General features: G+C 72.0%; 17 protein-coding genes. 9 read left to right on the top strand and 8 right to left on the bottom strand.

Features of this window, described 5'->3' with window-relative positions; genetic code table 11:
• Positions 1–3 precede the first annotated feature (3 nt).
• The gene (locus VSH64_RS13435) at positions 4–1,332 is read right to left on the bottom strand and encodes an MFS transporter (protein WP_326835910.1); all 1,329 of its coding nucleotides are present in this window, start codon (positions 1,330–1,332) and stop codon (positions 4–6) included.
• Positions 1,333–1,690: 358 nt separating this feature from the next.
• On the opposite strand from VSH64_RS13435, the gene VSH64_RS13430 reads away from it, so the two are divergent.
• The gene (locus VSH64_RS13430) at positions 1,691–2,395 is read left to right on the top strand and encodes a beta-ketoacyl-ACP reductase (protein ID WP_326835909.1); all 705 of its coding nucleotides are present in this window, start codon (positions 1,691–1,693) and stop codon (positions 2,393–2,395) included.
• Between the two features lie 40 nt (positions 2,396–2,435).
• On the top strand, positions 2,436–3,203 hold the full coding sequence (gene fabI / locus VSH64_RS13425) for an enoyl-ACP reductase FabI (RefSeq protein WP_326835908.1): 768 nt from the start codon (positions 2,436–2,438) through the stop codon (positions 3,201–3,203).
• Between the two features lie 64 nt (positions 3,204–3,267).
• Here fabI and VSH64_RS13420 read toward each other — a convergent pair whose 3' ends face one another.
• Complete coding sequence (locus VSH64_RS13420) at positions 3,268–4,464, bottom strand: Cmx/CmrA family chloramphenicol efflux MFS transporter (RefSeq protein WP_326835907.1); 1,197 nt, start codon at positions 4,462–4,464, stop codon at positions 3,268–3,270.
• A gap of 121 nt (positions 4,465–4,585) precedes the next feature.
• On the bottom strand, positions 4,586–5,170 hold the full coding sequence (locus VSH64_RS13415; protein WP_326835906.1) for a TetR/AcrR family transcriptional regulator: 585 nt from the start codon (positions 5,168–5,170) through the stop codon (positions 4,586–4,588).
• A gap of 90 nt (positions 5,171–5,260) precedes the next feature.
• Here VSH64_RS13415 and VSH64_RS13410 point away from each other — a divergent pair, with 90 nt between their 5' ends.
• Complete coding sequence (locus VSH64_RS13410; RefSeq protein WP_326835905.1) at positions 5,261–6,313, top strand: ferrochelatase; 1,053 nt, start codon at positions 5,261–5,263, stop codon at positions 6,311–6,313.
• A 438-nt stretch (positions 6,314–6,751) separates the two neighbouring features.
• On the opposite strand, the gene VSH64_RS13405 is transcribed toward VSH64_RS13410, so the two are convergent.
• Positions 6,752–7,549: a hypothetical protein gene (locus VSH64_RS13405; protein ID WP_326835904.1), complete on the bottom strand. Its 798-nt coding sequence runs from the start codon at positions 7,547–7,549 to the stop codon at positions 6,752–6,754.
• Between the two features lie 100 nt (positions 7,550–7,649).
• On the opposite strand from VSH64_RS13405, the gene VSH64_RS13400 reads away from it, so the two are divergent.
• Together VSH64_RS13400 and VSH64_RS13395 are read left to right on the top strand one after the other, a co-directional pair.
• Positions 7,650–9,047 (top strand): ATP-binding protein, encoded by a 1,398-nt coding sequence (locus VSH64_RS13400; protein WP_326835903.1) that lies wholly within the window; start codon positions 7,650–7,652, stop codon positions 9,045–9,047.
• Positions 9,047–11,005 (top strand): VWA domain-containing protein, encoded by a 1,959-nt coding sequence (locus VSH64_RS13395; protein ID WP_326835902.1) that lies wholly within the window; start codon positions 9,047–9,049, stop codon positions 11,003–11,005. Before VSH64_RS13400 ends, VSH64_RS13395 begins: the two co-directional genes overlap by 1 nt.
• A gap of 91 nt (positions 11,006–11,096) precedes the next feature.
• Here the strand turns inward: VSH64_RS13395 and VSH64_RS13390 are convergent, their stop codons facing one another.
• Complete coding sequence (locus VSH64_RS13390) at positions 11,097–12,443, bottom strand: cytochrome P450 (protein WP_326835901.1); 1,347 nt, start codon at positions 12,441–12,443, stop codon at positions 11,097–11,099.
• 493 nt (positions 12,444–12,936) lie between these two features.
• On the opposite strand from VSH64_RS13390, the gene mshC reads away from it, so the two are divergent.
• The gene (mshC, locus tag VSH64_RS13385) at positions 12,937–14,175 is read left to right on the top strand and encodes a cysteine--1-D-myo-inosityl 2-amino-2-deoxy-alpha-D-glucopyranoside ligase (protein WP_326835900.1); all 1,239 of its coding nucleotides are present in this window, start codon (positions 12,937–12,939) and stop codon (positions 14,173–14,175) included.
• 147 nt (positions 14,176–14,322) lie between these two features.
• Here mshC and VSH64_RS13380 read toward each other — a convergent pair whose 3' ends face one another.
• Both VSH64_RS13380 and VSH64_RS13375 read right to left on the bottom strand, forming a co-directional pair.
• Positions 14,323–15,948 (bottom strand): ABC-F family ATP-binding cassette domain-containing protein, encoded by a 1,626-nt coding sequence (locus tag VSH64_RS13380; RefSeq protein ID WP_326835899.1) that lies wholly within the window; start codon positions 15,946–15,948, stop codon positions 14,323–14,325.
• Positions 15,949–16,102: 154 nt separating this feature from the next.
• Positions 16,103–16,600: a MarR family winged helix-turn-helix transcriptional regulator gene (locus tag VSH64_RS13375; RefSeq protein ID WP_326835898.1), complete on the bottom strand. Its 498-nt coding sequence runs from the start codon at positions 16,598–16,600 to the stop codon at positions 16,103–16,105.
• 151 nt (positions 16,601–16,751) lie between these two features.
• Between VSH64_RS13375 and VSH64_RS13370 the strand changes: the two genes are divergently transcribed.
• Entirely contained in the window at positions 16,752–17,327 is a 576-nt protein-coding gene (locus VSH64_RS13370; RefSeq protein ID WP_326835897.1) for an ArsR/SmtB family transcription factor, read from the top strand.
• The gene (locus VSH64_RS13365; protein ID WP_326835896.1) at positions 17,324–18,637 is read left to right on the top strand and encodes an MFS transporter; all 1,314 of its coding nucleotides are present in this window, start codon (positions 17,324–17,326) and stop codon (positions 18,635–18,637) included. Before VSH64_RS13370 ends, VSH64_RS13365 begins: the two co-directional genes overlap by 4 nt.
• Here the strand turns inward: VSH64_RS13365 and VSH64_RS13360 are convergent.
• Positions 18,531–19,472, bottom strand: coding sequence for a cytochrome P450 (locus tag VSH64_RS13360; protein WP_326835895.1), 942 nt, complete (start codon positions 19,470–19,472; stop codon positions 18,531–18,533). The two genes, VSH64_RS13365 and VSH64_RS13360, sit on opposite strands and share 107 nt — an antisense overlap.
• Before the next feature lie 360 nt (positions 19,473–19,832).
• Between VSH64_RS13360 and VSH64_RS13355 the strand changes: the two genes are divergently transcribed.
• Entirely contained in the window at positions 19,833–20,663 is an 831-nt protein-coding gene (locus tag VSH64_RS13355; RefSeq protein WP_326835894.1) for a metallophosphoesterase family protein, read from the top strand.
• The last annotated feature ends 11 nt before the right edge of the window (positions 20,664–20,674 follow it).

Genomic DNA, 20,674 nt, shown 5'->3' with positions numbered 1-20,674 from the left:
TGCTCAGTCCTCGTCCCGCTCCAGTGCGGACGAACGCGACGTTTCGCGCATTGTCCCGTACACGATGAGCGAGACGAGAATGCAGCCCGCGACGTACCAGAAGAAGAGCGATTCGTGCCCCGCCTTCTTCAGCGCCTGGGCGATGAGCTCGGCCGTGCCGCCGAAGATCGCCACGGTGAGCGCGTACGGCAGACCGACGCCGAGGGCCCGGATCCGGGTCGGGAACAGCTCGGCCTTCACGATCGCGTTGATCGACGTGTAACCCGTGACGATCACCAGTGCGCCGAGCAGCAGCAGGAACGCCAGCACCGGCTGTTTCGTGTGCGCCATCGTCGTCATGATCGGCACGGTGAGCACCGTGCCCGCGATGCCGAAGAACATCAGCAGCTTCCGCCGCCCGATCCGGTCCGACAGCCGCCCCGCCACCGGCTGCAGGAGCGCGAACACCAGCAACGCGATGAAGAGGATCCACGTGACGGTGCGGCGCGGGATGCCGGCGGAGTTCTCGAGGAACTTCTGCGTGTAGGTCGCGTAGGTGTAGAAGGCGACCGTGCCGCCGAGCGTGAGGCCGACGACGAGCGCGATCTCCCGCGGGTACTTCACGAGCGTGCGCAGCGTGCCGCGCTCGCCGGCCTGCTTGCCGGTGCCGGCTTCGGCCGCCACGCGCTCGAAGCTGGCCGACTCGTCCATGCTGCGTCGCAACGCCATCACCACCACGGCCGCGACCGCGCCGACCACGAACGCGATGCGCCAGCCCCAGTCGCCCATCTGCGCCTCGGTGAGCAGGCTCTGCAGGATCAATTGCAGCCCGAGCGCGAGCAGCTGCCCGCCGACGAGCGTCACGTACTGGAAGCTCGAGTAGAACCCGCGTTTGCCGGGAGTGGCCACTTCGGACAGATAGGTCGCCGACGTCGAGTACTCGCCGCCCACCGACAGGCCTTGCAGCAGCCGCGCGAGCACGAGCAGGATCGGGGCCGCGACGCCGATGGCCGCGTAGCTCGGCGTCGCCGCGATGAGCAGCGAGCCGAACGCCATCATCGACACCGAGAGCACCAGCGCGCTGCGGCGCCCGAAGCGGTCGGCGAAGCGGCCGAGCATCCAGCCGCCGAGCGGGCGCATCAGGAACCCGACGGCGAACACGGCCGCGGTGTTGAGGAATTGGGCCGTCGCGTCGCCGCCGGGGAAGAACGCCTTCGCGAAGTAGATCGTGAACGCCGAATAGGCGTACCAGTCGTACCACTCGACGAGGTTGCCGATGGAGCCGCGCAGCACGTTGCCGACGACCCGCCGTTCGCCCTCGCGGGTGGCCGGGGTGGGGATCCGGGTTGTCATCCTTGACCTCCTGTGTCGCGACTCACGGTGACCACCCGATGCGCGCGCGGCAAGGTCGCGGCGCCGTTCCTTACCTGTCCTTAGGTGACTTTCCGGCCTCGCGAAGGGGCCGTGGACCGGCGATCCTGATCACGTTTTGTGCGGATCGCACGCCCGGCCTTCCCCCGGTTTGTAGGAACCCTCTGGTCTGCGCAAACGGACCGGTGCGCCGAGCCCTAACCTCCGCTTCGGACCTACGCGCCCGGCCGGACGCGGGTGCGGCGGCGTGTCAGGCGGCCGATAGCCTCGTCCCGGTACGAACGCGACAGGGCCATCGCGGCCATCGAGACAGCAGGCACAGAGCAGAGGGAGACGCGCAGTGGGACGGTCGGTCTTGGTCACCGGGGGCAACCGCGGCATCGGTCTGGCGATCGCCCGCGACCTCGCCGAGCAGGGCCACCGGGTGGCGGTCACCCACCGCGGCTCCGGCGCGCCCGAAGGGCTTTTCGGCGTGGAGGCCGACGTCACGGACGCCGAGCAGATCGACGCCGCGTTCAAGCTCGTCGAGGAGGAGCACGGCCCGGTCGAGGTGCTCGTGTCCAACGCCGGGCTCACCGACGACACGCTTCTGATGCGCATGAGCGAGGAGCAGTTCGAGCGCGTGGTGAACGCCAACCTCACCGGCGCGTTCCGCGTGGCCAAGCGCGCGTCGCGTGGCATGCTGCGCGCCCGCTGGGGCCGGTTCATCTTCATCTCGTCGGTCGTCGGCCTCTCGGGCTCCGCGGGCCAGGCGAACTACGCCGCGTCGAAGGCCGGCCTCGTCGGCTTTTCGCGCTCGCTCGCGCGGGAGCTCGGCTCGCGCAACATCACCTCCAACGTGATCGCGCCCGGCTTCGTGCGCACCGACATGACCGACGCGCTCGGCGAGGACCGCAAGAAGGAGATCCTCGCCAACGTGCCCACCGGCCGCTACGCCGAGCCGGCCGAGATCGCCGCCGCCGTGCGCTACCTCGCCTCCGACGAAGCCGGTTACGTGAACGGCGCGGTGCTGCCCGTCGACGGCGGCCTCGGCCTCGGCCACTGACGTTCCTTCCCGACTCCCACCGACTGGACTGGAGAACCCGTTGCCCGGACTGCTCGAAGGCAAGCGGCTGCTGATCACCGGCATCATCACCGACGCCTCGCTCGCGTTCCACGCGGCCAAGATCGCGCAGCAGGAAGGCGCCGAGGTCGTGCTCACCGGCTTCGGCCGGATGTCGCTCGTGAAGACCATCGCGAAACGGCTCCCGAAGCCCGCGCCCGTGATCGAGCTCGACGTCACCGACCAGGAGCACCTCGACACGCTGGCCGACCGCGTGCGCGAGCACGTCGACGGCCTCGACGGTGTGCTGCACTCGATCGGCTTCGCGCCGCAGACCTGCCTGGGCGCGCCGTTCCTGGACGCGCCGGCTGATGACGTGAAGGTCGCCGTGGAGGTTTCGGCGTTCTCGTTCAAGTCGCTGGCCGTGGCGACGCTGCCGCTGCTCTCGCGTGGCTCGTCGATCGTCGGCATGGATTTCGACGCGCGGGTGGCGTGGCCGGCCTACAACTGGATGGGGGTCGCGAAGGCGGCCCTGGAGTCGGTGAACCGCTACCTGGCGCGCGACCTCGGGCCGCGTGGCATCCGCGTGAACCTGGTCAGCGCCGGTCCGATGAAGACGATGGCCGCGAAGTCGATCCCGGGCTTCACCGACCTCGAAGACGGCTGGAACGACCGCGCCCCGCTGGGCTGGGACAGCTCCGACCCGGACCCGACGGCCAAGACCGTCTGCGTGGCCCTGTCCGACTGGCTGCCCGCCACCACCGGCTCGATGATCATGGTCGACGGCGGCGTGCACGCGCTCGGCATCTGAGTCTGTTCCGGCGAACGGCTCCCGCGTTTTGTCGCGGGAGCCGTTCGTTGTCTCCGGGGTGTGGTTACCGCGCGGTGGCGGGTTCGAGTGCCGGTTCGCGCGCTTCGGTGCGGGCGTCGTCGGATCGCTGCAGCCGCAAGGCGACCGTGACGGCGACCAGTGCCAGCCCGCCGAGCACCGCGCCGACCCAGGCCACGCTCGGGAACCCGAGACCCGCGTTGATCGCGACGCCGCCGAGGAACGGCCCGGCCGTGTTGCCGACGTTGAAGCCCGACGTGGTGCTGGCGCCGACGAGCGGCGAGGACCCGCCGGCGACGGAGTAGGCCCGGACGTTGAGCGCCGGGTTGGCGCCGAACGCGGCGGCGCCGAGCACGAGCACCGCGATCACGGCGACGGTCGCGTCGGAGGTGAGCGCCAGCGTCACGAGCGCGGCGATGGCGAGGCCGAGGCTGCCGTAGAGGGTGCTGAACGGGTGGGCGTCGGCGAGCCGGCCGCCGGCGAGGATGCCGATCAGCGCGCCCGCGCCGAAGAGCACCAGCACGAGCGGCACCCACGACGAGCCGACACCGTCGGTCGTGGTCAGCAGCGGGGCGAGGTAGCTGAACGCGGCGAACACCATGGCCTGCGCCAGCGCGATCACCCCGAGCGCCAGCCAGAACCGGCCGTTGCGGAACACCCGCAGCTCGGTGCGCACGCGCAGGGTCGAAGTGTCGGCGACCGTGCGCGGCACGAACGCGAGCACCCCGGCCACGGCGAGCACCGTCAACGCGGCCACGGCCCAGAACGCCGTGCGCCAGCCCGCGTGCTGGCCGAGGAAGGTGCCGGCGGGGACGCCGGCGATGTTCGCCACGGTGAGACCGCCGACCAGCACAGCCAACGCGCGGCCGCGGCGCGCGGCGGGCACGAGCGACACGGTGGTGGCCGCGGCGACGGCCCAGAACCCGGCGCAGGCGAGCGCGCTCACCACGCGGGTGGCGAAGAGCAGGCCGTAGCCGGGCGCGAGTGCGCCGACCACGTGCGAGCCCGCGAACACCACGAGCAGGGCGAGCAGCGTGGCGCGGCGGGGGAGTTTCAGGGTGCCGACGGCCAGCAGCGGCGCGCCGACGACCATGCCGACGGCGAACGCCGAGATGAGCAGGCCGGCGTCGGGGATGCTCACGCCGAGATCGGTGGCCATGCCGGGCAGCAGGCCGGTGATCATGAACTCCGAGGTGCCGAGGGCGAAGATGCTGAGTCCGAGCACGAAAACGGCCAGGGGCACGGTTCGTCCACTCCTTTTGGATAGATCGGTACACAATGAGCCCGGGGCACATCCACGCTGATGACGGGTCGTTGGTCGCGGGGGTTGCTGGTGGGTCGCTGGTGGTGGGGGAGAGCAGGGGTCAGCGGCGGGCCAGTGCGGCGACGGCGATGTCGGCCACTGCCGTCATGGCCGGGCCGGCCGCGCCGCGGCGGGACATCAGGCGCAGCCCGCTCACGGTGCTGTGCACGAACTCCGCGATGTCGGCGGGGTCCCGGTCGCGGGTGACGCTGCCGTCGGCCTGGCCGAGGCGGGCGCAGTCGGTGAGCGAGGCCAGGTGGGCCTCGGTGTCGGCGTTGATCCTCGTGCAGATCTCCGCGTCGGCCGTGCCGAACTCGGCGATGGTGTTCACCACCAGGCAGCCGCGGCGGCCGTGGGTGAGCTCGTCGTCGATCACGGCGGTGAGCAGCCGGCGGAACCCGTCGAGGCCGTTCTCGGCCTCGGCCAGGGTGGCCGCTCGGGCCCGCACGCCGCGCTCGATGTAGTGCTCGAGCGCGCGGCGGAACAGGATTTCCTTGCTGGTGAAGGTGTTGTACACGCTGCTGCGGCCGAGGCCGGTCGCCGCGCACAGGTCCTGCGTCGAGGTCGCCTCGTAGCCGCGCGCCCAGAAGGCGTTCATGGCGCCTTCGAGGGCTTCGGTCTCGTCGAACTCGCGTGGCCTGGGCATGCCGACACCGTACCAGGTTTTGGATAGATCAGTACATAACCAGCCGGGGTCGCTCCGTCGTGGGCGCCGCCACAGGAGCAAGATGGGACGGTGGGTTACGACGCGTTGTTATGGCTTTCGTTCGGCGGTCCGGAGGGGCCCGACGAGGTGATGCCGTTCCTGGAGAACGTCACGCGGGGTCGGGGGGTGCCGCGCGAGCGGCTGCTGGAGGTCGCCGAGCACTACCAGCACTTCGGTGGGGTGTCGCCGATCAACCGGCTCAACCGCGCGGCCATCGCCGCCGTCGAGAAGCAGCTGGCGGCCGAGGGGCTCGACCTGCCGGTGTACTTCGGCAACCGCAACTGGCAGCCGATGGTCGAGGACACCGTGGCGCAGCTGAAGAACGACGGCGCCCGGCGCGTGCTCGCGTTCCCCACCAGCGCGTACGGCGGCTATTCCGCGTGCCGCCAGTACGACGAGGACATCGAGCGCGCCCGCGCGGCGGTGGGCGAGGGCGCGCCGGAAATCGTGAAGCTGCGCCAGTTCTTCGACCACCCGCTCTTCATCTCCGCGATCGCCGACGCGGTGCGCGCCGCCCACGCCCGCCTGGGCGACCGGCCGGACACGCGCACGGTCTTCACCGCGCACTCGGTACCGGTGAGCGCCGACAACGCCTCCGGCCCGCCGTCCGAAGGCGGCAACCGCTACTCCCGCCAGATCGCCGAAGCCGCCCGGCTCGTGGCCGCCGAGGCGGGGATCGCGGAGTACGACGTGGTGTGGCAGTCGCGCTCGGGCCCGCCGCAGGTGCCGTGGCTCGAGCCGGACATCGTCGACCACCTCGACGCGCTGCACGAGGTCGGCGTCACGTCCGTGGTGGTGAGCCCGATCGGCTTCGTGTCCGATCATCTCGAGGTGATCTGGGACCTCGACAACGAAGCCGCGGAGCGCGCCGCCGAACACGGCATGGCTTTCGCCCGCGCCGCCACGCCGGACGTGGACCCGCGGTTTGCCGAGCTCGTGGTGGAACTGGTCCGCGAACACGTCGCCGACGCCCCCGCCCGCAAACTGTCGTCGTTCCCGGCGGCCGGCTGCACGCTCAACGGGGCGCCGTGCGCGGTCGGCTGTTGTGAGCCGGTGAAGCGACCGGCCCGCCCGGCTCAGTAGCGGCGTAATCGGCAGCGGTGGGAACCCGTGCTGTCCGGGAGAATCGGGCAGTACGGGCGAAACGGCGGGGTTCGCGATCAGTCGCGCGCGAACGTTCCCTCGGACGGCGTGCCCTGCCCGATCCGTTGCCCCGAAACGACCCCGCGGTGCGGTTCGCCGTCAGCTGACGGCGAACCCGCTCACGGCTGCACGGTCGAACGCGCACGGCGCGCCGGCTGTTGTGAACCGGCGAAGTGACCGGCGCGCCCGGGTCAGTAGCGGAGTTTTCGGTAGCGGCGTGAACCTGTGCTGTCCGGGAGAATCGGGCAGTACGGGAGAAACCGGCGGGGTTCGCGATCAGTCGTGCGCGAACGTTGCCCCGGTCGGCGTGGCCCGCCCGATCCGTTGCCCCGAAATGACCCCGCGGTGCTGTTCGCCGTCAGCTGACGGCGAACCAGCTCACGGCTGCCGGTCCGCCTGCTCCGCGAACACGCGCACCGCTTCGTTGACCGACGCCGTCCGCGCCGTGCGCACGGCATCCGACAACGGACGCAACGCTTCCGCCCGGCGGCTGGCCGCCGAGGCCGACAGCGCGCCGCCCGGGTCGTCCGAGCCCGCGATCGCCAGGATCGCCGAGATCTCCTCCGCGCGCTGCAGCACGCGCAGGGCCCGCGCGGGCGTGCCGGCCGGCCACTCGACCTGCGGGCGCGACCGCAGGTGTGCCGAGAGCTCGGCGCGCACGCCGGGGCGATCGCTGGCCACGTCGAGGGTCTGCAGAGCGCCCGCGCTGGCGCGGATGGCGTCGGTGAGGCCGTGTTCGGCGTCGGGGAGGGGCTGGTACTCCAGGGGGACCGGGGTGGCGAGCGAATAGACGGTCCAGCGCATCAGGCCTTCGGCGATCGGCTCGGGCACGAGGCCGAAGCCGAGCTCCGTGAGCACCACCGCGTCGCCGCAGCGCAGCGCCGCTTCGGCGAACGGGCCGCCGCCGCCGAGACCGCGGACGTCGCCGGGCACGGGGAGCACCAGCTGGGCCATTTTCGCGCTCTGCGCGCGCAGCGCCATGAGCAGCTGGACCGGCGTGGCGGCACGGTGGAAGGCCAGGGGGAGCTCGAAAGCCTCGGCTGCCGGGGCGTCGGCCGCGACGACGTCGTGGGCTTCGCCCCAGGCAGCGAGGGCGTCGAGCACATCGTCGGAAGCCGCGGCTCCGTTGAGCCACGCGGAGGACCAGACGGCGAGGGTCGCACTGGGACGGCACACGACGCCCTATTTTACCGGTAGTCCACACTTCGTGGACGATCGCCCACGCTGGAGTCGCTCCACGTCGACGTAGGCCGGATCGGTAAGTAGCGTCGATGCGGTGACCGTTGTCCCAGACTCACTTCCCCGTACCGCGGGCGAGCTCCGCGCCGCCGGGTACACCCCGCGCCCCATCGCGCAGGAGATCCACGACAACCTGCTGACCGCCCTGCGCGAAGGCCGCGACGCGTGGCCCGGCATCGTCGGCTTCTCCCGTACCGTCCTGCCGCAGCTCGAGCGCGCGCTGCTCGCCGGCCACGACGTCGTCCTGCTCGGCGAACGCGGCCAGGGCAAGACCCGCCTCCTGCGCACGCTGGCCGGCCTGCTCGACGAATGGACCCCCGTGATCGAGGGTTCCGAGCTCGGCGAGCACCCCCTCGACCCCATCACCCCCGCCTCGATCCGCCGCGCGGCGGAGCTGGGCGACGACCTGCCGGTGGCGTGGCGCCACCGCAGCGAGCGCTACACCGAGAAGCTCGCGACGCCGGACACGTCCGTCGGTGACCTCATCGGCGACGTCGACCCGGTGAAGGTGGCCGAGGGCCGCAGCCTCGGCGACCCCGAGACGATCCACTTCGGCCTCGTGCCGCGCGCCCACCGCGGCATCGTCGCGATCAACGAGCTGCCCGACCTCGCCGAGCGCATCCAGGTCGCGCTGCTCAACGTGATGGAGGAGCGCGACATCCAGGTCCGCGGCTACACGCTGCGCCTTCCGCTCGACGTGCTGCTCGTCGCCACCGCGAACCCCGAGGACTACACCAACCGCGGGCGCATCATCACGCCGCTGAAGGACCGCTTCGGCGCGGAGATCCGCACGCACTACCCGCTCGACGTCGAGGCCGAAGTCGCCGTGGTGAAGCAGGAGGCGCACCTCGTCGCCGAGGTCGGCGAGCCGCTGCTGGAGGTGCTGGCCAGGTTCGTGCGCAACCTGCGCGAGTCGCCGGTGATCGACCAGCGCTCGGGCGTGTCGGCGCGCTTCGCCGTGGCCGCCGCCGAGACCGTGGCCGCCGCGGCGCTGCGCCGCTCGGCGCTCACCGGCGAGGAGCCGGCCGTCGCGCGGCCGGTGGACCTCGACGCGGTGCCCGCCGTGCTGCGCGGCAAGATCGAGTTCGAGCCGGGCGAGGAGGGCCGCGAGGTCGAGCACCTCGTGCACCTGATGCGCCGGGCCGTGGCCGAGACCGCGCGAGACCGCTTCGCCGGGCTGGACCTGCATCCGCTGGCCGACGCCGTGGCCGACGGCCACCTGGTGGCCACCGGCGAGCGCGTGCCGGGCAAGGACGTGCTCGCGGCTCTGCCGGAGCTGCCGGTGCTGCACGAGGTCGCCCAGCGTGCCGGGGTGTCCTCCGACGAACCGGCCGGCCGGATCGCGGCCGCCGTGGAGCTGGCGCTCGAGTCGCTGTTCCTCGCCAGGCGCCTGGCGAAGGACTCCGACGAGAACACCACGGTGTACGGCCAGTAATGCCGCTCATTCCGGAGGGGTACTCCTACGGCCCGTGGCACGACGGGCCGGATCCGCTGGCGGCGCCGGCGGACCTGCGCGACGCGCTCGACGAGATCGGGCGCGACGTGATGGGCGGAGCTTCACCGCGTTCGGCGCTGGAGGAGCTGCTGCGCCGCGGCACCGAGCGCACGGCGGGGCTCGACGAGCTCACCCGGCGGCTGTGGCAGCGCCGGTCGGAGATCCAGCGCCGCCACCGGCTCGACGGCACGCTGCAGGAGGTGCAGCAGCTGCTGAGCGAGGCGCTCACCGCCGAGCGACGCGAGCTGTTCCCGGACCCGGACGACGAGGCGCGCTTCCGTGAAGCGCAGCTCGACGCCCTGCCGCCCGGCACGGCCGCGGCGGTGCGCGAGCTGAGCGAGTACGACTGGCGCTCGTCCGAGGCGCGGGAGAAGTACGAGCAGATCCGCGACCTGCTCGGCCGTGAGGCGCTCGACGCGCGGTTCCAGGGCATGAAGCAGGCGTTGCAGAACGCCGGGCCCGAGGACGTCGAGCAGGTCAACCAGATGCTGTCCGACCTCAACGCGCTGCTGCAGGCGCACGCACAGGGCGCCGACGACATCGACGAGCGGTTCGCCGAGTTCATGCGCCGCCACGGCGAGTTCTTCCCGGAGAACCCGCGCACCGTCGAGGAGCTCATCGACGCGCTGGCCGCTCGCTCGGCGGCCGCGCAGCGGATGATGAACTCGATGTCGGCCGAGCAGCGCGCCGAGCTGATGGAGCTCTCGCAGCAGGCGTTCGGCGATCCCCGGATCGCCCAGCAGCTGTCCGCTTTGGACGCTCAGCTGCAGGCGCTGCGGCCGGGCGAGGACTGGCAGGGCTCGGAGCGCTTCCGCGGCCAGGACCCGCTCGGCATGGGCGAGGGCGCGCAGGCGATGCAGGACCTCGCCGAGCTCGACGGGCTGGCCGAGCAGCTGGGCCAGAGCTACCCCGGGGCGAGCCTGGAGGACATCGACCTCGAGGCGCTGCAGCGGCAGCTCGGCCCCGACGCGGGCGTCGACGCGCGGCGGCTGTCCGAACTGGAGCGCGAGCTGCGCCGGCAGGGCCTGTTCGAACGCGCGGCCGACGGCACGCTTCGCCTGTCGCCCAAGGCGTTGCGGCGCCTGGGGGAGACGGCGCTGTCCGAAGTGGTCAACGCGCTGCGCGGCAAGAGCGGTGACCGGGAGACCGAGTCGGCCGGCGCCGCGGGCGAGCCCACCGGGTCGAGCCGGCCGTGGCGGTTCGGGGACATGCAGCCGTGGGACGTGCCGCGCACGGTCCGCAACGCGGTGCTGCGCTCGACGTCGCTCGGTTCGCGGGCGGTCACGCTCGACGTCGAGGACGTGGAGGTCGTCGAGACCGAACACCGCTCGCGCGCGGCCGTGGCGCTGCTGGTGGACACGTCGTGGTCGATGGTGCAGGAGGACCGCTGGCTGCCGATGAAGCGCACGGCGCTCGCGCTGCACCAGCTGATCAGCACGCGCTTCCGCAACGACGCGCTGCAGCTGATCACCTTCGGCCGCTACGCCATGCCGGTGGACCTGCCGGAGCTGGTGGGCCTGGAGGGCACGTGGGAGCAGGGCACCAACGCCCACCACGCGCTGCTGCTGGCCGGCCGCCACCTGCGTCGCCACCCCGACGCGCAGCCGGTGGTCCTCATGGTCACCGACGGCGAGCCGACGGCCCACCTCGAACCCGACGGTGAAGCCGTGTTCGACTACCCGCCGGACCCGCGCACGATCTACAAGACACTGTCCGAAGTGGACCGGATCGCCAAGCTGGGCGCGTCGGTCACGGTGTTCCGCCTCGGGGACGACCCGCGGCTGGAGGCGTTCGTGGACACGATCGCCCGGCGCTCGGGCGGCCGGGTCGTGGCGCCTGACCTCGACGGGCTGGGTGCCGCGGTGGTCGGCGACTACCTCCGCACGCGGAAGCGCTGAGGGAACCACAGAGCGAGATCGCGCCGGTGTGCGGATCGAGCGGTGCGATCGGCCCCCGGCCGAGCCGACCGCTTGATCCGCACACCGGCTTCTAGGCGATCTCGCCCGCCTCGGCGGAGCCGAGGCCGACTCTGCGGTGGACCACGATTCTCGCCCCGTCGCCGGGGACGAGGGTGATGTGGCGGGTTTTGGTGGGCTCGGGCTTCTTCCTGGCGGGCGTTACGCGGTAACGGCGGAACAGCTCTTCCAGCACGATCGTGGCTTCCAGCAAGGAGAACCCGGCGCCGAGGCAGCGGCGGGCGCCACCGCCGAACGGGAACCACGTGCCGCTCGCCGGACCGGCCCCGAGAAATCGCGTCGGGTCGAAGACGGCGGGGGACGGGTGGTGCGCGGGGTCGGCGTGGACCATCGAGATCGACGGCAGCACGGTGTGCCCGGCCGGGATGGTGTAGCCGCCGAGGTCCACGTCGCGGGTCAGCCTTCGCGCGACCTCAGAGATGATCGGGTGCAGCCGCATCGCTTCCTTGGCCACGGCTTCGAGGTACTTCTCGTCGCCTTCGTCGGCGGCTTTCGTGGTGGCCGCGGCGACGACCGGATTGCGGGCCAGCTCGTGCAATGCCCAGGCCAGGGCCGTCGCGGTGGTCTCGTGGCCGGCGAGCAGGAGCGTCACGAGCTGGTCGCGCAGCTCCGCGTCGGTGAGCGGGTCGTCGCCCGGCACGGTGAGCAGCCGGGACAGCACGTCGGTGCGGTCGGCCAGGTCCGGCACCTGACGACGGTCGGTGATCTCGGCGTGGATCAGGGCGTCGACCCGCGCGGCGATCTCGCGGTTGCGCCGCCAGGGCCCGATCTTCTGCAACGTCGGGCTGTGCCAGCCGAAGAGGTCCAGGGCGCCGACGTCGACGACGTGGCCGAGCAGCCCGCGCAGCTCGTCGAGCCGCGGTCCTTCGCCCACGCCGAACACCACGCGCAGGATGATCTCCAGCGTGAGCGCCTGCATGCGTTCGTGCGCCCGGAACGGGCGGTCGGCTTGCCAGCCGTCCAGCTCGGCCCGGGTGAGCTCGGTGATCATGTTCCGGTACCCGCGCAGTGCGGCGCCGTGGAACGCCGGCATGAGCAGCTTCCGGGCGCGCAGGTGCTCTTGCTCGTCGGTGAGCAGCACGGAGTGTTCGCCCATGATCGGCTTGAGCACCACGTTGCCCTCGCCGGCGTGGAACGTCCCGACGGGACCGGCGAAGATCTCGCGAATCAGCTCCACGTCCCCGACCAGCACGACCTGGCGCCTCGGGTAGATCCGCAGCCGCACCACGTCGCCGTACCGGCGTTGCAGCGCGGGCAGGAACTTGTGGCGGAAGGCGCCGAACAGCACGGTCTGGACCAGCACGGGCAACCGCGGCCCGGGCGGCAGCGGGGACGTGCGCGTGAGCGTCGGGACGGCCATGCCCCCGTTCCTACTCGTGCGTAGCCACCGCTGTCCACCACCCCGCCACCGCGACGACGCCGAACCCCTCTGGTGCCTTCGACGGTTGACCTAGCTGGGCGCCTGATCTCCTCCGCCGCGACCACGGCCGCCCGCACCGTCCCGAGGACTGGGACCCGGCTGGCTGGCGGATGCTGCTCGCAGGGGAGTGCACACCGTGGACCGCGTGGTGAGCCTGGCCACTGCACCCGGCTCACCGATCGCCACCGAAACAGGCGCGCAACCGGCAGCGACACACCGCAGCCACACCCTCTCCCCGGGACAGCTCACCAGCACGTCATTCCAGGTCAGCCCCCAAGGTGACCACGGGGCGAGATCGCGCCGGCGCCTCAGTGGGGCGGTGCGATCGGCCCCCGGCCGATCCGACCGCCCCACTGAGGCGCCGGCTTCTAGGCGATCTCGCCCGCCCCGCCGGAGGCGGGGCAAAAGACACAGCAAAAGATACAGTTCAGATATGCAGACTTGGTCTTCCGTCGACGTGCCCCGCCTGCCGGGCACGCCTCGCCCGCTTCGGCTCCACGACTCGTCGAGTGGGCAGATCCGCCCGACGGCGCCCGGTGCCACCGCCCGGATGTACGTCTGCGGCATCACGCCCTACGACGCCACGCACCTCGGCCACGCGGCGACCTACCTGGCGTTCGACCTGGTCAACCGCATCTGGCGGGACAACGGGCACGAGGTCCACTACGTGCAGAACGTGACCGACATCGACGATCCGCTGTTGGAGCGGGCCGAGCGTGACTCCGACGACTGGGTGGTGCTCGCGATGCGCGAGACGGCCCTGTTCCGGGAGGACATGGAGGCGCTGCGGGTGCTGCCGCCGCGGCAGTTCGTGAGTGTGGTGGAGGCGATCCCGGAGATCGTGGAGGTCGTGGCGAAGCTGGTGGCCAACGGCAGCGCGTACCGGGTGGACGACCCTGAGCACCCGGACGTGTACTTCGATCACACCGCGAGCGGCCGCTTCGGCTACGAGTCGCGCTACGACGAGGCGACGATGCGGAAGTTCTTCGCCGAACGCGGCGGCGATCCCGACCGCGCGGGCAAGCGTCACCCGCTCGACGCGCTGCTGTGGCGTGTCGCGCGTGAGGGCGAGCCGTCGTGGGAGTCGGAGCTCGGCGCCGGACGGCCGGGCTGGCACATCGAGTGCAGCGCGATCTCCGTGAACCGGCTGGGCTTCGGGTTCGACCTGCAGGGCGGCGGCTCGGATCTGCGGTTCCCGCACCACGAGTACAGCGCCGCCCACGCCGAGGCGGTCGCGGGGGAGCACCCCTTCGCGCGCCACTACGTGCACGCTGGCATGATCGGCCTCGACGGCGAGAAGATGTCGAAGTCGCGGGGCAACCTCGTGTTCGTCTCGCGCCTGCGCGCCGACGGCGTGGACCCCTCTGCCATCCGGCTCGCGCTGTTCTCCGGCCACTATCGCGAGGACCGGCCGTGGACCGACGCGCTGCTCGCCGAGGCCCAGGACCGGCTCGCCCGCTGGCGTGAAGCCGCGGCCCTGCCCGCCGGCCCCGACGCCACGGAGACCCTCGCCCGCCTGCGCGACCACCTGTCGGACGACCTGGACACGCCGAAGGCCATCGAGGCCCTCGACGCGTGGGCCACCGCGGCGTTGCGCCGCGACGGCACGGACACCACGGCACCAGGCCTGATCCGGCTCGCGGCCGACGCTCTCCTGGGAATCAGTATTTGAGGTTCAGCTGCTGAGAACACCGCCGGTCCAGGATCTTCCTGAACTGGCGGTGTCTGTATAACGGCCTATACCGCCGCGGAGTGGACGGTGCGTCCCGCGAGTCGCCCACTCCGTCCCCGGTCGTCGCTGAGTGTTGTGTATAACGACCTATACGGCGGCGGGTTGGGCGGCGCCCAGGTGGAGGTGCTCACCTTGCCAGCGGCGGCGCAGCCACCGGTCATGAGAAGCAATGACGACGGCACCTGGGGCGTCGTCGAGGGCGGCGAACAGTTCCTCGGCCAGGGTGAGGGAAATGTGGTTGGTCGGTTCGTCGAGGAGGAGCACGTCCGGCGGGTCCGCGAGGAGCACCGCGAGCGCGAGGCGCCGGCGTTGGCCCACCGACAGCTCGCCGACGGGCCGGCCGAGGTCGCGGGCCGAGAGTAAACCCAAGCGGGACAACGGAGGCGCGTCGTCGCCCAACTCGGCGCGGTACACCTCGTGAGCCGTCTTCGCCGGTTCGGGGAACACCACGTCCTGTTCCAGCAGTCCCACCCGGACGCCGGGTCCGAAGTGGACTGACCCGGTGGTGGGCGCGAGCCGTCGGGCCAGTACCGACAGGAGAGTGGACTTGCCCGCGCCGTTGCCGCCAGTCACGAGCAGGCGCGTGGTGGCGCCGACGTCGAGGCGGTCGAGGTGCAGCCGGCCCGGTACGGCGAGGTCCCGGACCGCGATCGCGGGGCCCTCGCCGGTGGCGGCGGCCGTGAGCCGGGCGCGGAACCGCAGGGGTGCAGGCGGTTTGCGCACCTGACCGTGTTCGAGTTCGTCGAGGCGGAGCTGGGCGTTGCGGACGCGGCGGGACACCTGCTTCTGCACGCGGCCTCCCTTGAAGTTGTAGAGGTTCTTGTCGCCGTCGGACTGCGCGCGGTTGTGCGCGACGCGCCGCGCGGTGACCGCCACCGACTCCCGCAACTCCTTCAGCTCGTCCTGCTCCTCGGCGAACCGCTGTTCCCAGCGCGCGCGTTCGGCGCGCTTCTGGTCGAGGTAGTCGGTGTAGGTGCCGCCGTAGCGCGTCGCTCCGCCCACGAGCCGGTCGGCCGGCGCCGGGTCGAGGTCGACGATGTCGGTGCACACCGCGTCGAGGAACACGCGGTCGTGCGAGGACAGCACAACGATGCCCGACAGCTCCGCCAGGTGGCGTTCGAGGAACTCCAGGGCGGCGTCGTCGAGGTGGTTGGTGGGCTCGTCGAGCAACAGCGTGGCCGGGCGGCGGATCAGCAGCGCCGCCAGCCCGAGCCGGGACCGCTGCCCGCCCGACATCTCGCCGAGGCGCCGGTCGTGCCCCAGACCGCCGAGGCCCAGCCCGTCGCACACCAGCTCGGCGCGCCGGTCGGCGTCCCAGAGGTCGTGGACCTGCGCCCACTCCAGGAGCCGGCCGTACTCGTCGAGCACCGTCGGGTCGTCGGGCCGGTCGGTCATCGCCGCGGTGAGCGTGTCGAGCCGGGCCGCCGCCGCGCGGATGTCGGCCAGCGCGTGGTCGAGCACGTCACCGAAGGTCGCTGACATCGGAAATGGCAGCTCCTGCAGCAGGAAACCGAGGTCGTCGCCGCGGACGATCTCGCCCGAACGCGGCTGTTCGAGGCCCGCGAGCAGCCGCAGCAGCGTGGATTTGCCGGTGCCGTTCTCGCCGACCAGTCCGAGCCGGCGCCCGGCCGACGCGGTGAGGGACACGCCGTCGAGCACGGTCCGGGCTCCGTAGCCGAACACGACGTCGGTGGCCTTGAGGGACAAAGACATGAGGGATCACCAGCCCGGGAAGGAAAAGCGGGTTCCCCGACGGGACTCGTGGCTCGCGGGAGCGGTGCTCGACCGGGAGCGGCCTCGGTGCGGGAAAGGGCTTGGCTCAGTTGTCCATGATGGAACGAGGTTAACGCAACGCCAGTAGGGTTAGTCAACTCCGAATTTCGCGAGGAGTCTCCGGTGGCTGCCCCGTGGCCTCGCCCACCTGGCTGGTGGCCTGGTCGGCGGCGGTTTCACCGTCGGTCAGGAACGCCACGAGCGCGGTGAGCTGACGCCGGTCGAACGTGGCGAGGCGCTCGCCGAAGCGCTGGGCGAGCGGCGCGTAGAGGTCGGTGAGCTCGCCCAGCCGGTCGGGCAGCGCCCGCACGCGCAGCCGCCGGCGGTCCGCGGGATCCGGTGCGCGCTCCACGAGCCGCGCGCGCTCCATCCGGTCGAGCATCCGCGTGAACGCGCCGGTGGTCATCCCGAGCAGCCGCGCCAGCTCCGTGGGGGAGTCGGTGGCGCCGCTGTGCACGAGCTGCAGGCAGTGCAGCTCGGCGGGCGTCACCCCCAGCTGCTCAGCGACCGCGGTGTGGAAACGCACCGTGGCGCTCACGAACCGGGGGAGCGCGAGCGCGGCGGCGGTGGCGAGTTCTCGCTGGTGGGGCAAGCAGACCGTCCTCGGCGTGGCTGGCTGGCGCAATGACTGCACGGAGCAGTAACTGTCCGTGATGATAGCGAAGCCGATTGACAGCGGTGCAGGCGGCTGCAACTCTGAAAGGACGGTTTCGAAAGAATCCTTTCAGGTATCCGGAGGACCGATGGCCGAGCTGCCGCCGCGCAAACGCGTGGACGACGCCGAGTTGCTCCGCGCCCTCGCGCACCCCTTGCGCTCGGCGCTGCTGCACCACCTGATGGCCGTCGGGCCCCGCACGGCGAGCGAGTGCGCCGAGGCCGTCGGCTCGACCGCGTCCAACTGCAGCTGGCACCTGCGCCGGCTCGCGCAGCACGGGCTCGTGGAACGCACCGACGCCGCTGACGGACGCGAGCGGCCGTGGCGGGCATTGCAGGTGGGCCTCGATTTCGGGGAGCTGGGGGACGACCCGGCGCAGCTCGCCGTGGTGGGCACGCAGCTCGCGGAAGAGCAGGAGCTGACCCGCCGCTACCTGGACTCGTTCACCACCCTCGACCCGGCGTGGCGCACGGCGGCGGGCGTCAGCACGTACACGCTGCAGGTGACCCCTGCGGAGCTGGAGCGGCTGGTGGACGCCGTCGACGCCCTGCTGCGCCCGTACGTCGGCGCGATCCGCGAAGACGCACCGGAAGCCGCGGTGCCGGTGCACGTGGGGCTGCGTGCGTTCCCGCGGCTGGGGCCGGACGGGGAGCCGGTGTCGTGAGACAGCTGCTGGGCGTCCCGGCGTTCGTGCGGCTGTGGCTGGCCGCGTTCTTCGGCGAGTCGGCCGAGTGGATGCTGCAGGTCGCGCTGCCGGTGTTCCTCTTCGCCACCACTGGTTCGGCCGCGACGACGGCGTTCAGCGTGGTGCTCGGGCTGCTGCCGGCGGTGCTGCTGAGCCCGGTCGCCGGCATCGTCGCGGACCGGGCCGACCGGCGGGTGGTACTCGCCGTGGTGTGCGTGGGCCAGGCGGTGGTGGCGCTGCCCCTGCTCGCCGGCGATGGGATCCCGGTGGCGCTCGTGTACGTGGTGATGGCCGCGCAGGCCGGGCTGGCGTCGGTGTTCGAGCCGGCCCGCAACGCGCTGGTGCCGGAGCTGGTCGGTGTCGAGGAGGTGACCGGGGCCAACGGCCTGATGAGCGTGAACGGCAGCGTCGCCCGGCTCGCGGGCGGCTGGGCCGGCGGCGCGTTGCTCGGCTGGGGCGGCCTGGACCGCGTGGTGCTCGGGTACCTCGGCGCGCTCGCGGTCGCCGCGCTGCTGCTCGCGCGCCCGTTCCCGGCGTCCGCGAGACCCCGGGTACGCGCGCCCCGCCGCGAACCCGGGGCCTGGCGGGCCGGTCTGCAGGAGCTCACGCGAGACCCGCGGCTGCGCGCCACCGGCGTCACGGCGGTTCTCGTGTCCGTGGCGCAGGGAATGTTCCTGGTGCTGTTCGTGGTCTTCGTCCTCGACGTGCTCCACGGCAGCGAAGCCGACGCCGGGCTGCTGCGCGGGGTGCAGGCGATCGGCGGCCTCGCGGCCGGCTTCGCCGTGGCCACCCTCGCCCGCCGCGTGTCCGGCGCCACGCTGCTCGCGTGGGGCTCATTCGCGACCGGCCTGGTGTCCGCGCTGATCTGGAACACCGCCGCACTCACGACGGCCCTCGGCGTGTACGTGGGCCTCTTCGCCGCGGCCGGCGGCCCCGCGGTGCTCACCGGCGCCGGCCTCCTGGCCCACGTGCAGAGCGTCGCCGCCCCCGAACGCGCGGGCCGCGTGCTGAGCGCCGTGTTCGCCGTGCTGGCCACTGGGCAGGCCGCCGGCTCCCTGCTCGCCGGGGCACTGGTGGCCGCGACCGGCCCGGCGGTGCTGCTGGACGTGCAGGCCGGCGTCTACGTGGTGGCGGGACTCGTGCTGCTGGGGTGGCTCCGGCGCTCTCCGGAACCGGCGGTGGCTACGGTGCCGTCCACTCCGCCCGCAACGTCCGGACTCCGCGGATCACCCCGTACGTCCGCTCGGGAGCCGCACCGGGTGCCTGGCGGAGGTCCGGGATCGCGGTGAGCAGTTCCTCCACCATCACCCGCAGCTCCATCCGGGCGGCGTGCCGGCCGAGACACCGGTGGGCGCCCGCACCCCAGCCCAGGTGCGGCGCACCGCCACGCGGACGGTCGAGGCGAAAGGAGTCACCGTCGGGGAAGGGGTCCGGGTCACGGTTGGCACTGCCCCAGACCAGCAGCAGACGATCACCGGGCGAGAGGGCGACGCCGGCCAGTTCGGTCTCCGCCATCACGGCGCGCCCGGTGGCGGCGACCGCGGGCTCGTGTCGCACGGACTCTTCGATCACGGCCGGAAGCACCGCCGGATCGGCTGCGCACCGGTCCCGGAGGCCGTGGTCTCCCAGCAGCTGCAGCAGGATGGTCGCGCACGCGTCCGTCGCGGTCAGATGCCCCGCCGCGACCATCACCATCGCGAACTTCAGCAATTCCGTCTCGGTCGACACCTGCCCGTCCACGCGGGCGTGGGCCACGGCGGAAAGCATGTCCTCGCGGGGGTGGTCCATTCGATCGCGGACGTGGCCGGCCAGGAGGTCGGCGAAGGTTCGGCCGGCGCGCCGGGCGGCCTCGGCCGTACCGGCGGCGGTGAGCGCGCGCACGTGCTCGGCGAGCGTGACCTGCTCCTGGTCCGAGAGACCCAGCATCGCGCCGATGAGCAGCGGCGGGACGCGTTGCGTGTACGCGGTCACCAGGTCGGCTCGACCGTCGGCCACGAACCCGGCGATCGTCTCGCGACACAGCCGGCGCACGTGCCCTTCGTGCCGCGCCGCGGCCGCCGGGGTGAAATACGGCTGAAGCAGCCGCCGCCACGCGACGTGCGGCTCCACGTCCGTCTCGAACAACGGCGCGATGACTCCTTCGACCTCGGCGACCACAGCGGCGGCGCCGAGCCCGGATACGTTCGAGCTGAACGTGGCGCCGTCCTTCCCGGGCAGCTTTCCCGCAGTGCGTTCAACACGGGGGACGGGTCGTCGGCGATGCCCAGGTGAAGGTGGTCGAAATCCGGTACCACCGCGGCCGGTTCGCCGGTGGGCTGCTCTCCGCTCTGATCGACGCGCAGTGTGATCGAAGCTGATCAGGACGATCGCCACTCTCCTTGATCGTGACGTGATCACGGCCGGGATGGCCGCACCGACCCACCTGGGGTAACGCAGGGGGTGGATCCACCGATCTCCCCAGCCGGAAATCGCTACGTTGGAGGGGTGCCGTCTCTCTTCGCCACCAGCGACCTCCACGTGACCCACGAGGGCAACGGGCCGATCCTCGACCGTGTCGTGCCGGATTCGCCGGAGGACTGGCTGCTCGTGGTCGGTGACGTGGCCGAGCGGTCGGCCGTCATCCGGGACACGCTCGAGACCCTGCGCGGGCGGTTCGCGAAGGTCGTGTGGGTGCCGGGCAACCACGAGCTGTGGACCACGCCGAAGGACGAGTCGCAGCTGCGTGGCCAAGCCCGCTACGAGTTCCTCGTGGAGCAGTGCCGCGAGATCGACGTGCTCACGCCCGAAGACGAGTTCCCGGTGTGGGAGCACGGCGCCGAGCCGCTCACGATCGCGCCGTTGTTCGTGCTCTACGACTACAGCTGGCGCACGCCCGCGGCGGAGGGCAAGACGATCGAGCAGGCGCTCGCGATCTCGCGCGAGAACGGGGTGGTCTGCACCGACGAGTACTTCCTGCACCCCGACCCGTTCCCGAGCCGGCAGGCCTGGTGCGCGGAGCGGCTGAAGATCAGCACTGACCGGCTCGACGCCATCCCGGCCGACCGGCGCACGATCCTGGTGTCCCACTGGCCGCTGCACCGCCACCCCACGGCGCCGCTGCACTACCCGGACTTCGCGCTGTGGTGCGGCAGCACCGAGACCGAAGACTGGCACCTGCGCTACCGGGCCGAGCTCGCCGTGTACGGCCACCTGCACATCCCGCGCACGACCGCGGCCGACGGCGTGCGCTTCGAAGAGGTGTCGCTCGGTTACCCGCGGGAGTGGAGCCGCCGCGCCCGCGGTGCGGTGCCGCTGCGGAAGCTGCTCTCGGCCTGAGAACCCGGCTA

The sequence above is a fragment of the Amycolatopsis rhabdoformis genome (assembly GCF_035918295.1).
Lineage (GTDB): Bacteria > Actinomycetota > Actinomycetes > Mycobacteriales > Pseudonocardiaceae > Amycolatopsis > Amycolatopsis rhabdoformis.
Note: the sequence above shows the minus strand (reverse complement) of the source record. Positions and strands in the feature narration are given on the sequence as shown.

What these genes read in the sequence shown, in the direction of transcription:
- VSH64_RS13415 (WP_326835906.1), bottom strand. Translation starts at nt 5,170, where the DNA reads ATGCCCAGGCCACGCGAGTTCGACGAGACCGAAGCCCTCGAAGGCGCC.
- VSH64_RS13390 (WP_326835901.1), bottom strand. Translation starts at nt 12,443, where the DNA reads ATGGCCGTCCCGACGCTCACGCGCACGTCCCCGCTGCCGCCCGGGCCG.
- VSH64_RS13395 (WP_326835902.1), top strand. Translation starts at nt 9,047, where the DNA reads ATGCCGCTCATTCCGGAGGGGTACTCCTACGGCCCGTGGCACGACGGG.
- VSH64_RS13380 (WP_326835899.1), bottom strand. Translation starts at nt 15,948, where the DNA reads ATGTCTTTGTCCCTCAAGGCCACCGACGTCGTGTTCGGCTACGGAGCC.
- VSH64_RS13435 (WP_326835910.1), bottom strand. Translation starts at nt 1,332, where the DNA reads ATGACAACCCGGATCCCCACCCCGGCCACCCGCGAGGGCGAACGGCGG.
- VSH64_RS13370 (WP_326835897.1), top strand. Translation starts at nt 16,752, where the DNA reads ATGGCCGAGCTGCCGCCGCGCAAACGCGTGGACGACGCCGAGTTGCTC.
- mshC (WP_326835900.1), top strand. Translation starts at nt 12,937, where the DNA reads ATGCAGACTTGGTCTTCCGTCGACGTGCCCCGCCTGCCGGGCACGCCT.